This window comes from Acinetobacter sp. OYA S30, from assembly GCF_033599315.1.
In the GTDB taxonomy this organism is placed as follows: Bacteria; Pseudomonadota; Gammaproteobacteria; order Pseudomonadales; family Moraxellaceae; genus Acinetobacter; species Acinetobacter baumannii.
Genome location: NZ_JAWVAV010000001.1, coordinates 196,921 through 211,440, shown reverse-complemented (window position 1 = coordinate 211,440; position 14,520 = coordinate 196,921). Strand labels below are relative to the sequence as shown.

Annotated in this window: 15 protein-coding genes and 2 tRNA genes; 5 read left to right on the top strand and 12 right to left on the bottom strand. The window is 39.6% G+C overall.

Annotation, left to right across the window (positions count from 1 at the left end):
* Positions 1 to 2 precede the first annotated feature (2 nt).
* From R5R67_RS01000 to R5R67_RS00985, 4 genes are all read right to left on the bottom strand, one after another.
* Entirely contained in the window at positions 3 to 197 is a 195-nt protein-coding gene (locus R5R67_RS01000) for a hypothetical protein (RefSeq protein WP_000332078.1), read from the bottom strand.
* A gap of 94 nt (positions 198 to 291) precedes the next feature.
* Entirely contained in the window at positions 292 to 603 is a 312-nt protein-coding gene (locus R5R67_RS00995) for a hypothetical protein (protein WP_001159851.1), read from the bottom strand.
* On the bottom strand, positions 593 to 1,747 hold the full coding sequence (locus tag R5R67_RS00990; protein ID WP_000200014.1) for a replication initiation factor domain-containing protein: 1,155 nt from the start codon (positions 1,745 to 1,747) through the stop codon (positions 593 to 595). The genes R5R67_RS00995 and R5R67_RS00990 overlap by 11 nt, the downstream gene beginning before the upstream one ends.
* A gap of 72 nt (positions 1,748 to 1,819) precedes the next feature.
* On the bottom strand, positions 1,820 to 2,071 hold the full coding sequence (locus R5R67_RS00985) for a hypothetical protein (protein WP_001071970.1): 252 nt from the start codon (positions 2,069 to 2,071) through the stop codon (positions 1,820 to 1,822).
* A gap of 25 nt (positions 2,072 to 2,096) precedes the next feature.
* Between R5R67_RS00985 and R5R67_RS00980 the strand changes: the two genes are divergently transcribed.
* The gene (locus R5R67_RS00980; RefSeq protein WP_000123564.1) at positions 2,097 to 2,540 is read left to right on the top strand and encodes a hypothetical protein; all 444 of its coding nucleotides are present in this window, start codon (positions 2,097 to 2,099) and stop codon (positions 2,538 to 2,540) included.
* 133 nt (positions 2,541 to 2,673) lie between these two features.
* Here the strand turns inward: R5R67_RS00980 and R5R67_RS00975 are convergent, their stop codons facing one another.
* A complete protein-coding gene (locus tag R5R67_RS00975; protein WP_001224256.1) occupies positions 2,674 to 2,928 on the bottom strand; it encodes a type B 50S ribosomal protein L31 in 255 nt (84 codons plus the stop codon).
* A gap of 100 nt (positions 2,929 to 3,028) precedes the next feature.
* Positions 3,029 to 4,327: an ABC1 kinase family protein gene (locus R5R67_RS00970; protein WP_001096918.1), complete on the bottom strand. Its 1,299-nt coding sequence runs from the start codon at positions 4,325 to 4,327 to the stop codon at positions 3,029 to 3,031.
* A 257-nt stretch (positions 4,328 to 4,584) separates the two neighbouring features.
* Between R5R67_RS00970 and R5R67_RS00965 the strand changes: the two genes are divergently transcribed.
* Together R5R67_RS00965 and R5R67_RS00960 are read left to right on the top strand one after the other, a co-directional pair.
* Positions 4,585 to 5,832: an SfnB family sulfur acquisition oxidoreductase gene (locus tag R5R67_RS00965; RefSeq protein WP_000202666.1), complete on the top strand. Its 1,248-nt coding sequence runs from the start codon at positions 4,585 to 4,587 to the stop codon at positions 5,830 to 5,832.
* Between the two features lie 33 nt (positions 5,833 to 5,865).
* On the top strand, positions 5,866 to 7,116 hold the full coding sequence (locus tag R5R67_RS00960) for an acyl-CoA dehydrogenase family protein (RefSeq protein WP_000205418.1): 1,251 nt from the start codon (positions 5,866 to 5,868) through the stop codon (positions 7,114 to 7,116).
* Between the two features lie 34 nt (positions 7,117 to 7,150).
* Here R5R67_RS00960 and abeM read toward each other — a convergent pair whose 3' ends face one another.
* Both abeM and R5R67_RS00950 read right to left on the bottom strand, forming a co-directional pair.
* Entirely contained in the window at positions 7,151 to 8,497 is a 1,347-nt protein-coding gene (gene abeM / locus R5R67_RS00955; protein ID WP_000073360.1) for a multidrug efflux MATE transporter AbeM, read from the bottom strand.
* A gap of 33 nt (positions 8,498 to 8,530) precedes the next feature.
* Positions 8,531 to 8,992, bottom strand: coding sequence for a DMT family transporter (locus R5R67_RS00950; RefSeq protein ID WP_001984522.1), 462 nt, complete (start codon positions 8,990 to 8,992; stop codon positions 8,531 to 8,533).
* A gap of 117 nt (positions 8,993 to 9,109) precedes the next feature.
* Between R5R67_RS00950 and hemW the strand changes: the two genes are divergently transcribed.
* Positions 9,110 to 10,264: a radical SAM family heme chaperone HemW gene (hemW, locus tag R5R67_RS00945; protein ID WP_000279709.1), complete on the top strand. Its 1,155-nt coding sequence runs from the start codon at positions 9,110 to 9,112 to the stop codon at positions 10,262 to 10,264.
* Positions 10,265 to 10,315: 51 nt separating this feature from the next.
* On the opposite strand, the gene R5R67_RS00940 is transcribed toward hemW, so the two are convergent.
* A complete protein-coding gene (locus R5R67_RS00940; RefSeq protein ID WP_000207243.1) occupies positions 10,316 to 11,071 on the bottom strand; it encodes an SDR family oxidoreductase in 756 nt (251 codons plus the stop codon).
* 112 nt (positions 11,072 to 11,183) lie between these two features.
* On the opposite strand from R5R67_RS00940, the gene R5R67_RS00935 reads away from it, so the two are divergent.
* Entirely contained in the window at positions 11,184 to 12,080 is an 897-nt protein-coding gene (locus R5R67_RS00935; protein WP_000375491.1) for a LysR family transcriptional regulator, read from the top strand.
* 63 nt (positions 12,081 to 12,143) lie between these two features.
* On the opposite strand, the gene R5R67_RS00930 is transcribed toward R5R67_RS00935, so the two are convergent.
* From R5R67_RS00930 to R5R67_RS00920, 3 genes are all read right to left on the bottom strand, one after another.
* Positions 12,144 to 12,219: transfer RNA gene (locus R5R67_RS00930), tRNA-Lys, on the bottom strand.
* Between the two features lie 22 nt (positions 12,220 to 12,241).
* Positions 12,242 to 12,317, bottom strand: a tRNA-Lys gene (locus R5R67_RS00925).
* 232 nt (positions 12,318 to 12,549) lie between these two features.
* Positions 12,550 to 14,391 (bottom strand): long-chain-acyl-CoA synthetase, encoded by a 1,842-nt coding sequence (locus R5R67_RS00920; RefSeq protein ID WP_000084322.1) that lies wholly within the window; start codon positions 14,389 to 14,391, stop codon positions 12,550 to 12,552.
* Between the last annotated feature and the right edge of the window lie 129 nt (positions 14,392 to 14,520).

The window sequence follows — 14,520 nt, the reverse complement described above, 5'->3', positions numbered from 1 at the left end:
GTCTAAGCCCTCTTGGCAAAGTTATTAAAAATAGAAAACGCAATGATTAAGCCGTAAATCCCCACAATAGGTGTCCCCAACATCACCATTTGCGCCTTAGTTATTGCGAGTTGTTCAAGTAGTGTTACCTGCTCAACCCATGAAACACATGTCTGAACGTTGTCAATTAGTTGTAACTCTGAACAAACATATGCCATTTCAAAAATCCCCAATTAGAGCCACTGGCTTGCGCTTACCCACGCCCCCAAAAGCCAGTGGTATCTATAAAACATTACATTTAGTAAAAATAGCCTAAGCAATTTTTGAAGATGTAGATTGCTGTAACTTGCTTAAATCAAGATCAACCAAGATCAAAACCGATGATTTCCCGTTAGACACTTGTTCCATTGTGGCAGTACAAGTAAATGGGTAAGACAAATGCTTAATACGCTCAAAATTGAACGATGTACCCCATTTAATTGATTCACCAACCTGACCTACAAAATTTTCGCCTGATTGCAAATCTGCTTGATAAAAAACAGTAGTTGAATCGTATGGTTTACCATTAAAGTCACCTTTAGATGACTTAGCCCCCAAGATGATCAGTTCAGTTTTAAATTGCATTGATAAAATCCTTATATTGAGTTTGATTAACTAAAGGAACACCCACGAATAATGAGTAGTCTTCATTTAGAGATTGAATAGGTTGATTGATACGTAATGACTGCATCACAGCAGCATGAGAAAACTTAAGTCTTTTTGGTACTTCATCTTTAGAAGATGAAAGCATTGCCACCAGTTCATCACTTGCAATAATTTTTGAGAATTGACGGATATATTTGCCGAACTGATGTTTCATGATCTCGATTGATTTATCGAAATTAATTACTGATTGCTTTTTAACGATTTCAGGTTTTTCTGGTGAAATCATTTCTTGAGTAAGTTCTTTAGCAAGCCATTCAAAACAAGGGTAAGCCCCAATGAAATATGAACTTGGATTAAGTAAGACATCAAAAGGAATAAAGCGATCAGAACCTTTAAATTCAACTTCTGCACGTGTCCAAGGGCTTAATACATCACCTTCTTTTTTTCCACGTTCATAGATACGGCAAAATTTACCGCTGTCACGGTTGCCAATATTAAGAGTACGACCTTTACCATTAGGACGCTTCCAAGCTCCTTTATGTTCTACATTTGGTTCACGACCACCGCACCAAAAGCCGTCGATATTGTCCCAAGAGTCAGCCAAATCAACCGTTAAGTGATTGCCTTCAAAATCATCATGAGCAAGGTCAATTCTGTTCAACTTAGGACGTTTACATCCACGTATTAAGAACTTATAGAGTTGTGATTCCCAACCTTTACGTGCCAATGCACAACCAGTACCGTTAATTTGTACTGAAATTTTCTTATTTGCATGACCATATAACACCATGCCTAAATTATCTTGTAATTCGTATGAGCAAGTATGGAAATGCATACCTTTGTCACGTTTAACGGCAAGCCCAAACCCGAATATTTCAAAAAGAATCTGATCTAGCCATGTTTCAATCGCTTCTGTAAGCGACTCATCAACTTCCTCTGGTTCAAGGAATGCGTATTTTTCGCCAAAGGTTTCTTGACCAAAACTAAAAGTCACCCAATCAACAGCAGCTATGCCATGAATATCACAAGGAACAGAATGTAAAACTGGTAATACACCATCTTCAGTTTTAATTAACTTCTGATTATCCAAATTTCTTGGGAAAGTGAACTCTTCAGATGTCATGCGAGAATTCGTTACCCCCATCTTATAAAAGGGGGTGCTTTCTGCCGTGTTTTTACATGTATTGATCATTTTTTATTCTTCCCCGAAAACATCTTGGAATTCACTATTTGCTTTTTTGAATGTTTCTAAATGGGCATCAATGTATGAATAGTCGTATGCATATTCAGAAGCGACAAAAGCTAAATGCTCTAAACATTGTTGTGTATTAAAAGCGGGAGCTAAGCATTCAAGTACAGAAGCGCCATGTTGTGATACGATTCGAGTTACTTCATTAAAGGCAGCTTGTGTAAAACTTTGTTTGTCTTCAAATACAATTTGATTCATTTAAACCACCTATATAGAACTCGAAATGACAGCATTTATTTTCTTATTTATTGGATTGGGGATAGGATTTTGGTTTGGCCGTAAAACAAAGCCAAAAAACCAAGAGAAAGAAGTTAAACCTATACAAAGGACATATTCATACAACCAACGACAAGCATTAAAAGTGATGTATGCAACTGATGCAGATCGCATAAGAGAACTTAATTTGCTATCCACAAATGAGAGTATTTTTTTAAGACTCTTAAAGCAGGAATTTTTAGATAAAGAAATTGTAGTAAAGCAAAAACGGTTCTTTATCGTTGATAGTGATAAATTCCCAATAGCTATATTTGAATATCGTGATGGCTTTAAACCATTACACAATTCTGATGTAGAAGATGGACTACCTGTATTTTTGTATAAAGGGCTTTTATCAAGTGATGTAATCAAAGAAGATGCACAGCGAGTTGCTGATATGGCAAGACGATAGGTCATCACTTTTGGATAAGACATAAAAAAAACCCTAACAACGAATTGTTAAGGTCAAAATACAAGCCTAAGTGGAGGAGATGAGTCTTAGGCTTCCAATGATTTAAGTGTATTGGTTAAAACTTAACGTAAGATTAACTTTTACGATTGAAGCGGGCGAAGCGTTTATTAAAGCTTGCAACACGCCCTTCATTACTTGCTTGACGTACTTCACCTGTGTAGAACGGGTGTGATGCACTTGAAATATCAAGAGTCACATAAGGATAGACTTGTCCTTGATATTCTTTGGTTTGTTTCGTCTGAATGGTACTACCAATTAAGAAGTACACGTCTGCATTGGTGTCATGAAATAACACTTGTTGATAAGCAGGATGAATATCTTTACGCATGAGAGATTGTCCTAAATTATTTTTGATTAAAGAAATGTTATAACATAACAATTAATAAGTCAATGTAACCCTAAAAGGCTACATTGATAAGTAAATTAAGTTAGTTAGAAGGTGGAACCAGCTCTTCAAATAAATCATTCAGGTTGTCATGTACTTTTAAGTGAATGAGGTTCCAGTAGTGTCCTGAAATGGTTCTATTAACCATTAATGTATCTGGTGAAGGTTTAAAGACATCCCAATATTTTAAAGACTTTTTCACGAGTAACATGCCATCATGATGGGATGAATTCTCTGCAAAATCATAGGTTGTGGTAAGTGGACGCAACAACACTTCAATCCAGAGTTTATAAAGATCGCTCGGGAATTTACCTTTTTCTGCTAGTGAATGTAGTTCGAGTAATTCTGTTTCAATTAAGTCGATATCTTCATGGCGAGCTGCATTCACCAGTCGTTTGAAACTATACACAATTTCATTGGAAAGCGTTTTAACACTGCCATAGTCATAAATAATCACACTACCATCTTGGCGGAAGGCAAAGTTACCTGGGTGAGGGTCACAGTGGAAACGTTTTAAAAAGAACATTTCTTGACCCAAAGCGCGGATTAGACGACGGCCAATTGTGTTTCGAATTTCGATAGGCCAAGAACTAGCAGTTTCAATGCTGTCACCTTGTTCAAGGCTTAAGGTTAAAATACGTCTTGAAGAGTAATCTTTATAAACAGTCGGGATAATAATTTTGTCGTCTAATTTACTATGAAAAGTTTTAAAGACTTCAAGATTTTGAGCTTCGATTTCATAGTTAAGTTCTGCTGATAGACTATCTTGAATCTCTGCAAAAAGCTGATCTTGCAACTTTTTATCAATTTTAAGTACACCCATTAAGCGAAGGGCTAAACGTACTTGTTTTAAGTCACTTTCACAGGCTTCATCAACACCGGGATATTGAACTTTAACCACAACTTGTTCGCCACTTGGCAGAACAGCTTTGTGAACTTGCCCAATCGATGCAGCAGCAAAAGGTTCTTGTTCAAAAGATTTAAAGGCAACATTCAACGGCTTGCCAAGCTCACGTTCAACTTGTTGCTGAATCGCTGCAAAAGGCATAGCTGGAGCTTGGCGTTGTAGTTTTGATATCGCTTTGGCGACTTCGGGCGGGAAGATATCTTTATATTGCGATGCAATTTGCCCGACCTTCATGACCGCACCTTTCATTTCTCCCAAGGTGTCTGCAATTTGCAGCCCGATATCTTGAAATAATTTTGTTTTTGCAGCCAGTTTCTGTTCTTCATCCGCAGTCAGGTTTCGAATCGAGTTAGAAACGGTTTTTGTTGCAATGCTCGCGGTCATTCCTGCAAGTTTCATAAATCGTTTGCCAGGTGAACTTGCATTCTTTGCCATATCTTCGATACCTCATTGACTACAACATAATATTGCCTAGGTTTGATCATAGGTGACAAAACTTAAAAAGCCTATAAGAAATTGTTTATCTCCTGTAAGAAAATTTTCGAAAAACAAAATGTTATTTTTATAGTAAAAAATATGAAAAGCTTTTGAAAATTCATTTCATAAACAAAGCTTTAATATCTATAAAGTCGCTGTTTTTTTAGTGCTAAGGTGAAGGGTATGTTAAATAAGAAATAGAGACAATAAAAGTTATGACCAGTCTAAATTCGTCCTATGGGCGCTCTCAAGCGGTTCCTTTATCTGTATTTGAGCAGTCAAAAGACGCACATATTATTCGTTCTGATGAAGAGGCAATAGAGGTTGCCAAGCAACTTGCTCAAGAGTTTGCCCAAGAAGCATCAGATCGAGATAGAGAGCGCCGTCTACCCTTAAATGAAATTCAACAGTTCTCACAAAGTGGCTTGTGGGCCATTACAGTACCTAAGCAATTTGGTGGGGCGCAAGTCAAGTATCGAACTTTAGCGGAAGTGATCAAAACAATTGCGAGTGTTGACCCTTCTCTTGCTCAGTTGCCTCAAAACCACTTGGCTTTTATTGAACATTTAAGACTAGATGCGAAACCTGAACAGCAACAGTTCTTCTTTAACTTGGTGTTAAGAGGAATTCGTTTTGGCAATGCATTTTCCGAAAAACACAGTAAGACAGTCGCGGACCTCACGACTAAACTTCAAAAGACCGAGCATGGTTATGAAATTAATGGCAAGAAATTCTTTGCAACGGGTGCCTTGCTCGCACATTGGATTCCAATTGTTGCTATAAATGAACAAGGGCAACCTTATGCTGCACTTGTGCCACGTGAAACATCTGGGGTCAATATTATTAATGACTGGTCTGGTTTTGGACAACGTACTACAGCTAGCGGCACGGTAGAGCTGAATCAGGTGCCAGTACGTGAAGAATATCTAGTTCCAATTTACCAAGCATTTGAGCGCCCAACACCAGCAGGTGCTATTTCTCAGTTTATTCAGGCTGCGGTCGATGCCGGTATTGCACGTGGTGCAATTGAAGAAACGATTCAATATGTTAAAAACCATAGCCGTGCATGGATTGATTCAGGTCTAGAAAAAGCCAGTGATGACCCTTACACCATTGCAAATATTGGTGACCTAAAAATCAAACTGCGTGCAGCAGAAGCGGTATTGGATTTGGCTGGAGATGCAATTGATCAGGCCATTGCCAACACCACCGAAGAACATGTAAACCAAGCCACTCTATTGGTTGCCGAGGCAAAAGTACTCACCACAGAAATTGCTATTTTGGCAGCCAATAAACTTTTTGAGTTATCGGGTACGCGTTCTACTTTATCTGAACTCAACCTTGACCGTCACTGGCGCAATGCCCGTACCCACACTTTGCATGACCCTGTGCGTTGGAAATATCACATTGTTGGTAACTATTATCTCAATGGGGTTCAGCCACCTCGTCATGCATGGAGCTAAATTGAAAGAAAAAACAAAATTAGGAGAATAACGATGACAACAGCTCAAATTGAATTAGAAGAACTATCGGTCGGTGCTGATTACGAAAAGGTTGCAAACAGATTTCGTCCCATTTTCGAAAAAATTGCACAAGGTGCAATTCAACGGGAAAAAGAGCGAATCTTGCCTTTTGAACCGATTCAGTGGTTAAAAGAAGCCAAGTTGGGTGCTGTACGAATACCCCGTAAATATGGTGGAGATGGGGTTTCATTACCTCAACTGTTCCAGCTTTTGGCAGAGTTAGCAGAAGCTGACTCCAATATTGTGCAAGCTTTACGAGGTCATTTTGCATTTGTTGAAGATCGCTTGGTTGCTCATAAAGAGCATTCTCAGGAAGTCTGGTTTCAGCGCTTTGTACAAGGTGATTTAGTCGGGAATGCGTGGACAGAAGTTGGAAACGTACAGATTGGTGATGTCGTTACACGAGTCACCAAAGACGCTTCGGGTAACTTGGTGGTAAATGGTGAAAAGTACTATTCAACAGGAAGTATTTTTGCAGACTGGATTGATTTATTTGCTTACGATGAAGTAAATGACCGTCATGTGATTGCTGCTATTTACCGCCATGAAACAGGGGTGAGCGTGATTGATGACTGGGATGGTTTTGGTCAAAAGACAACGGGCAGTGGTACTTTAAAAGTACATCAGGTTCATTTGCCAGCTTCACACCTTATTCCATTTGACCAACGTTTTAAATATCAGACCGCTTTTTATCAGGTGGTGCATCTTGCAACTTTAACGGGTATTGCGCGTGCCGCGGTTGAGACGTTTAGTCAGGAAATTCGTGAACGTAAACGTATTTTTAGTCATGGTAATGGGGACTTGGTTCGTCACGACCCACAAGTTTTACAAGTGGTTGGCAAAGCCTCAGCTCAAGCGTATGCAAGTGAAGCAATTACCTTAAAAACCGCTGAGGCACTGCAAAAAGCCTATGAAAGTCATTTTGCCGAATCCGAAGTGAAAGAGCATCAATTCAATGTAGATGCCGAGCTTGAGTCGGCACAAGGGCAGGTGGTGATTTCTAATCTAGTACTCGATTTAACAAGCCAGTTATTTAATGCTTTAGGCGCATCGGCGAGTAGCCAAGTGAAACAACTTGACCGTTTCTGGCGTAATGCTCGGACTGTGTCTTCACATAATCCGCTTATTTATAAAGAAAAGGTGATTGGAGATTGGGAAGTAAACCGTACGGATTTACCATTTGTCTGGCAAATTGGAGCAAGCCCACGGGCAAAGACTGCATAAAATAAAAAAAGCCGATGTTTCATCGGCTTTTTTATTAGGTTTGACTTAAACGTTTGGTATTCAAATAGAGTCGTGAGAGCAATAAAACACAGGCAATACTTAAACCAATAATTAAACCTAACCACACACCAGCTACGCCCCAATCGGTATAACGCGCTAAATAAAGACCGATTGGAAAAGCAATTACCCAATACGCCATTAAGGTGATCCACATCGGTGCCTGAGTATCTTGCATACCTCTTAAACAGCCGGCAGCGCTGACTTGTAGAGCATCCATTAATTGATATGCCATTGCAAACCAGAGCAAATACATGGCAACCGGCACAACATTTATATCTTGAGTATAAACCGAGACAATTTGTTCACGGCCTAGAGCAATAAAAGACATGGTCAATAGAGCAAAAAATACTGCTGTGCTTAGACCAATTTTTTGTACTTGGTACATGGAAGCCCAGTTCTTTTCACCATAATATGTTCCCACGCGAATGGTTAAAGCAATGGCAAGAGAAAGTGGAATCATAAACAGTACCGAAGTGACTGAAATTGCTACTTGGTGTGCGGCAATAAAGACTTCCCCTAGAGGGCTAAGGACCAATGCCCCTGTACTAAAAATACTCACTTCAAAAAACACAGCTAAACCAATTGGCAGACCAAGCTGTAAAATTCTTTTAACCCAAGTCAGGTTAATTTTATCGAATCTGCTAAAAATAGATGTGTTTCGATAAGCCGAAGCCTTATAAATATAGCCTGCTAACGTAATGAGCATCAGCCACTGTAAAATGGATGTTGCAAAACCACAGCCTGCGCTACCCAAAGCAGGTATTGGTCCTAAGCCATACATAAAAATCATGTTAAGCGGGATTAAAACCACTAAGGCTAGTAAGCTAATGACCGTGACAGGGCGGGGATGGCCTAATGCTTCGGAATAGCCTCGGAGCGCTGCATACATGGTTACAGCGGGCATACCCAAACCAATTGCATGTAAGAATAAACTGGCTTTAGGTTGTAAACTTTCTGGTACGCCAAACACATGTAAGAAAAATGGCATAAGCTGCAAAATGAGCATTGCCAATACCCCTAGAATTACTGCAACCCATAATGATTGGCGGACAATCACTGGAATTTGCTCTGTATTTCTAGCGCCTTTTGCTTCAGCCACTAATGGTGTGGTTGCAATCATTATGCCACTGAACAAGAGCATGACTGGAATCCATAAGCCTACACCTACCGCAATAGCGGCTAAGTCTGCGGCAGATAAATGCCCAGCCATAATGGTATCAATTAACCCGAACCCTGCTTGAGCAAACTGCGTAATTAAAATAGGTAACATTAAATGGAAGAGTTGTTTTAATTCAGACCGAAACGACGTGACATTCGACACAAAAGGTACTCTTTATAAATATAAAAAATGAAACTAGCGTTGCAAGGTAAGTAATACACCAACAAAGATGACCACTCCACCTAGAAACCTTTGCCATGTAACAGGTGTCTTTTCGGTACCTAACCAGCCAAAATGGTCAAGTAACATAGAAATGACCAATTGCCCAAAAACGACTAACCCTGTAAAGGTTAAAAAACCAAGCTTAGGTGCAGTATAAATGCTCATGCTAATTGCATAAACCCCAAGAAATCCTCCGGTCCAGAGAAGCCATGGAATATTGGATATTTCACTTAAACTCGGTTTCTCGGCACTTTGGAAGAACACCATAATGGCTAAGACGATAGTACCTATGAAAAATGATAACAATGCTGCTTGCAATGGTGAGTGTAATTGCTCACGAAGCTGAGCATTAATTGCAGTCTGAAAAGCCATGGCAACACCGATTCCCATAGCTAAGGGTAAGATCAGGAAAAGTTGACTAGAGAATTTCATCATTTTTATCAATATTTAAGTATGTTTAAAAACAGTCTAAAGCAATTAAGGTATGTTTTCATAAGCCCATTGATGCAGTCATGTTAAAATAGAAATATTGTGTAAATTGGACCCTGTTCCTTGGCCGTATTAAATCCTGCTTCTGTTCCTTTATCTTTATATATCCACATGCCTTGGTGCGTGCGTAAATGTCCCTATTGCGACTTTAACTCACATGCGGTGCCTGATGGTGCGCTTTCGGCAGAACTCGAGCAAACTTATTTAAAAGCATTGGTAGCCGACTTTGAAACTCAAGTCGAGATGGCACAAGGACGTTCAATTCACAGTGTATTTATTGGTGGTGGAACACCTTCACTTATTTCTGCTAAAGGTTATGCATGGCTATTTGAACAGCTTAAATCGCTGCTTAACTTTGAAGATGACTGTGAAATTACTTTAGAAGCTAATCCGGGAACACTAGAACATGACCCGTTTGCAGGCTATTTAGAAGCAGGAATTAATCGTTTATCGATTGGTGTACAGACTTTTAATACCGATCACCTGCAAAAGCTTGGGCGTATTCATTCAGCCAACAATGCTATGGATGCAATTGAGCAGGCACGACAAGCAGGTTTTAAGCGAGTTAATGTCGATTTGATGCATGGCTTGCCAGAACAAACACTAGAGCAAGCACTTTATGATTTAAAGACGGCTGTAGAGCATGGTGCGACACATATCAGTTGGTATCAACTGACCATTGAGCCAAATACCGTATTTTTCCGAACACAGCCTGTTTTACCTCAAGATGAGGTGTTAGAAGATATTCAAGAGCAAGGTGAAGCCTATCTAAAAGCAAATGGCTTTATCAATTATGAAGTGTCAGCTTGGCGTAAAGAGCAGCCTTCAGCTCATAATTTAAATTATTGGCAATTTGGTGATTATCTTGCGATTGGTGCAGGAGCACATGGCAAAGTAACCCGACCGGATGGTGTATATCGTTTTCAAAAGACTCGTTTACCTAAAGACTATTTGGCTAAGGTTCCAGCCGAACATTTGCAAATGAAAAAGATTGAAGCAGATGAACTACCTTTTGAGTTTATGATGAACGCTTTACGTTTAAATGATGGCGTAAAAGCTGAGTTATATGAACAGCGCACAGGCTTAATTTTAGATGATTTAAATGATCTGCTTACTTCATTGCGTTCGAGAGAGTTATTGGTAGAGGATAGCGGTCGTTTGGCTTGTACAGAGCAGGGGCATATTTTCTTAAACTCGGTACTCGAAGAGTTCTTATAATCAAAGCATTATAAAGAAAAAGCCGCACGATGAGATGCGGCTTTTGTAATTTTAGCGGGTGGTATAACCACCATTTGCGAAAATCGTCTGACCTGTAATCCACCAACCGTCGGTGACTAAGAAGCGAACTAGAGGTTCAATATCTTCAATTTTAGTAAGTCCACCTAAAGCTGAAGCTGATTTATGGTAAGCGACTGCTTCGGCAGACTCTTGACCATAAAAGAATGGTGTGTCCATTGGTCCCGGTGCAACAGCAGTCACAGAAATTTGGCGATCTCCAAATTCTTTCGATGCAGCGCGGGTGTAATGCTCAACAGGTGCTTTTAAACCTTCATAGGTTGAATAGAACCCTGTGTAAGCAGCAAGAAGAGAGGTTACGATTGAACAGATTTTTCCGCCGTTATTTAAATGTCGACCCGCTGATTGAATAAAGAAATAGGCAATTTTTGAGTTGATATCACTCATGCTATCAAACTCTTGTTCGGTGGTTTCTAAAAACGGTTTTTTAAGGACTTTTCCGACGGTATTAATCGCAATATCGATACCACCAAAATGTTGTTTCGTATCTATAAACAGTTTTTCAATATTTTCAATATGAGTTAGATCTGCCTGAATTAGAATTGCATCTGCACCCAATGCTTTAACATCTGCTAAGGTCTGCTCTGCATCTGTCTGAGTTTCCGAACTATTATAATGAATTGCGATTTTTGCACCCTGTTCTGCAAATTTACGGCTAATGAGTCCGCCTAGGTTTTTAGCACCGCCAGTAATCAATACAACTTTATCTTTGAGGCTATGAGTTGTCATGATGATTGTTCCTATGATGACTTGTTTTAGTGTTTTAAAGTCTAGATTGGCAGTAATTTGTGATCAATTATGCTAGGTTGGTTTAACTATTCAGAAAATACGAACAATTAAAATGGATCGGTTGCAGCAATTTTATATTTTTACAGAAGTCGCTAAACGACAAAGCTTTAGTGAGGTAGCAAATCAGCTTGATCTACCTCGCTCGACAGTGACGAGTGCCATTCAACAGTTAGAAACTCACTATGGAGTACGCTTATTTCATCGTACTACCCGTAAAGTCAGTCTTACTCAAGATGGCCAACGAATATTGCCAGAATGCCAAAACCTGTTGTTTGATTATGAACAATTAGAACAGTTGATCCAGACACAAAAACAGCATTACCGAGGCACATTAAAAATTTCGATGCCTAGCCGGATTGTGCATCAAGTGATTATTCCTGAGCTGCCTGATTTTTATCATCGTTATCCGGATATTCATTTACAGCTCAATAGTTCTGATGACCTGACTGACTTAATTGAAAAGGGAATTGACTGTGTTGTTCGGGTAGGAGAGCTAGATAACAGCAGTTTAATTGCAAGATTTATTGGTCATTTGGTGATGGTGAATTGTGCCAGCCCGCAATATTTACAAGATTATGGTATTCCTGAGCAGTTAAATGATCTTGAACAGCATAAATTAATTAATTACGCAGGAGCTGTAGGAGAAAAGCAGGGAGAATTTATATATCAAGGTGGAACTGTGATGATGGATAGTGCTTTAAGCGTGAACAATACCGAGGCCTATATCGCCGCCGCTTGTGCAGGTTTGGGAATTATTCAACTTCCTTATTACGATGTTCAGGATAAAATTGAACAGGGGATTTTAGTTGAGGTGCTGAGTGCTTACAGTGCACCATCGCTTCCACTTAATATTCTATATCCGAACCGAAGTTATATTCCAAAGCGACTAGAAGTTTTTATGAGTTGGGTGGGGGAAGTTTTAAATCGCAAATGTATCGTCATCTTTTAGTCATAAAAAGAAAATAGGATAACAATAAAAAAAGCCTCTCGAACTGAGAGGCTTTTTAGAATTTGGTGGGTCGTCCGCGACTCGAACGCGGGACCAACGGATTAAAAGTCCGCTGCTCTACCAACTGAGCTAACGACCCAAATAGGTTCAAAACTAATAAGTGGTGGGTCGTCCGCGACTCGAACGCGGGACCAACGGATTAAAAGTCCGCTGCTCTACCAACTGAGCTAACGACCCTGAGCGAGAATTAAGTAAAACCTTGTTTTACTTGAATGCAGGAGAAAATCTATAATTTTCTTTAGCAATCAAACTCGAACTGACTCAGAGAGAAGTAACACTTCTAAACACTGTATCGTTTTGATGTCGCGTATTTTAGCAAGTTATTCAACTAACACAAGAGGAAATTTAAAAACATTTGCATGATTGCTTATAAAAAGCACGATTTCCTCTTGTTTAGCTAAAAAATAAACTAAAAACGGTATTTATACGCCTGAATATTGTCAAAAATTTCAGTTGTGATATCACAATAACTGCTTGCACCAGGTAATAAAGCGAGTAAACGTTCAGAAGTTTTGCTTGGATTAAACGCTTCTTCCTTCAGTTTATTCTTCTGATATTTAAATGTACCTGTTGTTTCGACCTTTTTTTGTACACGTAAAAATACAGGTACTGCATAGGTAGGTAAACATTTCTTAAATACGGTCACCATTTCGGTTAAATCAGCATCATTTAGCTCTTCACCATCTGCGAGAGTGATCGCTGCCATACCGGCACGGCCATTAGTATTTGGAATTTCTACCCCATAAACGACAGCTTCGGCAATTTTGTCGTATTCGCATACCATGTTTTCAACTTCAGTCGTTGATACGTTTTCACCTTTCCATCGGAAAGTATCACCTAGACGGTCAACGAACTGTGCATGACGGAAGCCGATATCACGGACCAAATCACCTGTGTTGAAATAAGAATCGCCTTTCTTGAAGACATCTTTCCAGATTACAGACTTGTTCTTTTCAGGGTCGGTGTAACCATCAAATGGCGAGCGGCTGGTAATTTTCCCTATGAGTAGGCCAACTTCACCTGCTTTTACTTTCTGGCACCAGCCATTTTTATCGCGTATTGGCTCGTTTTTCTCTTTATCGAACTGGATAATGGCATATGGAGTAGGAGAGAAGCCAACCGTATTGTCAAAGTTGAAAATATTACTAAATCCAACATTGCCTTCACTCGATGCATAAAGCTCAAGTACTTCTTTAACACCAAAGCGTTGTTTGAACTTGTCCCAGATATTTGGGCGCATACCATTACCAATCATTTTGGTTACACGATGGTTGCGGTCAAGCTCGGTAACAGGAGCATCCATCAAGTAGCGGCAAAGTTCACCAACATACCCAATGGCAGATGCATTAAATTTTTGAACATCTTTCCAGAATGCGCTAGTCGAATATTTACGTCGAATCGCAAGTGTTGCACTGCCCGCGATAACGCCACACCAGCAAACCACCACGCCTGTTGCATGGTAAAGCGGTAAGGTCACGTACATGACGTCATCTGTTCCTAAGTTTAAGATATGTCCATAGGTGCCATATGCTAATGTCCAGCGACTGTGTTTGAAAATAACCGCCTTTGGTAAACCTGTTGTACCTGATGTGTAGATATAGAACAGACCATCGTTACCAGTGACAGAGCGGGTAGTAGACGGATTGAATTTTGGGAATTGATCAATTTGGTCCGCAAGATTGACATAGCCTTCAGGCGCTGTACCCGAGTTTTGACGTGTTGCCTGATCTGCGAACCAGTGGAAGCGGTCTTTAGGTACATTTAAGTCCTGACGAATTTCATCAATAGCAGCTCGGACTTCTTCACCAGCAATAACGGCAATAGGTTTTACAAGATTGATGCTATGAGCGAGAACCTTACCGACTTGAGATGTATTTACAAGTGCAATTGTCACACCAATTTTGGCTAAACCAACAATTGTTGCAATCAGCTCAGAGCGGTTTTCAATCATTACAGCAATGACGTCCCCTTTACGCGCTCCGAGAGAAAGATAGTAATGGGAAATCTGGTTTGCCCATTCATTTAAAGCTTCATAAGAATAACTTTGATCTTCAAATAATAATGCCGTGCCTTTCGGATTTCTTTTAACAGCTTTTTCAAAAGCAATACCCAAACCTGTTGGAGTATTTGAAGTTCTTAAATAAGCCTGTTTAAGACCATTTAGGATATGGGGTACTTTGGGAATGAAGCTAGGAAGTCTTGTGGCAACATCACCAAGCGTAATGATATCGGTCTGTGTTGTCTGGCTCATATCAATCCTATTTATTTTTCGATCAATCCAAAAAAGGTTGTGTGGGCAAAAAGTCCAATAGTTTTCATGGTTCACCATGCTTTTAAAACTTTTCTTCTAGTGCAATCAACCTAATTGGCTAAAAATAAC

Coding starts and splice junctions, on each gene's coding strand:
- R5R67_RS00970 (WP_001096918.1), bottom strand. CDS start 4,327: ATGGCAAAGAATGCAAGTTCACCTGGCAAACGATTTATGAAACTTGCA.
- R5R67_RS00990 (WP_000200014.1), bottom strand. CDS start 1,747: ATGACATCTGAAGAGTTCACTTTCCCAAGAAATTTGGATAATCAGAAG.
- R5R67_RS01000 (WP_000332078.1), bottom strand. CDS start 197: ATGGCATATGTTTGTTCAGAGTTACAACTAATTGACAACGTTCAGACA.
- R5R67_RS00960 (WP_000205418.1), top strand. CDS start 5,866: ATGACAACAGCTCAAATTGAATTAGAAGAACTATCGGTCGGTGCTGAT.
- R5R67_RS00985 (WP_001071970.1), bottom strand. CDS start 2,071: ATGAATCAAATTGTATTTGAAGACAAACAAAGTTTTACACAAGCTGCC.
- R5R67_RS00995 (WP_001159851.1), bottom strand. CDS start 603: ATGCAATTTAAAACTGAACTGATCATCTTGGGGGCTAAGTCATCTAAA.
- R5R67_RS00965 (WP_000202666.1), top strand. CDS start 4,585: ATGACCAGTCTAAATTCGTCCTATGGGCGCTCTCAAGCGGTTCCTTTA.
- R5R67_RS00950 (WP_001984522.1), bottom strand. CDS start 8,992: ATGATGAAATTCTCTAGTCAACTTTTCCTGATCTTACCCTTAGCTATG.
- R5R67_RS00920 (WP_000084322.1), bottom strand. CDS start 14,391: ATGAGCCAGACAACACAGACCGATATCATTACGCTTGGTGATGTTGCC.
- R5R67_RS00975 (WP_001224256.1), bottom strand. CDS start 2,928: ATGCGTAAAGATATTCATCCTGCTTATCAACAAGTGTTATTTCATGAC.
- R5R67_RS00980 (WP_000123564.1), top strand. CDS start 2,097: ATGACAGCATTTATTTTCTTATTTATTGGATTGGGGATAGGATTTTGG.
- R5R67_RS00935 (WP_000375491.1), top strand. CDS start 11,184: ATGGATCGGTTGCAGCAATTTTATATTTTTACAGAAGTCGCTAAACGA.
- R5R67_RS00940 (WP_000207243.1), bottom strand. CDS start 11,071: ATGACAACTCATAGCCTCAAAGATAAAGTTGTATTGATTACTGGCGGT.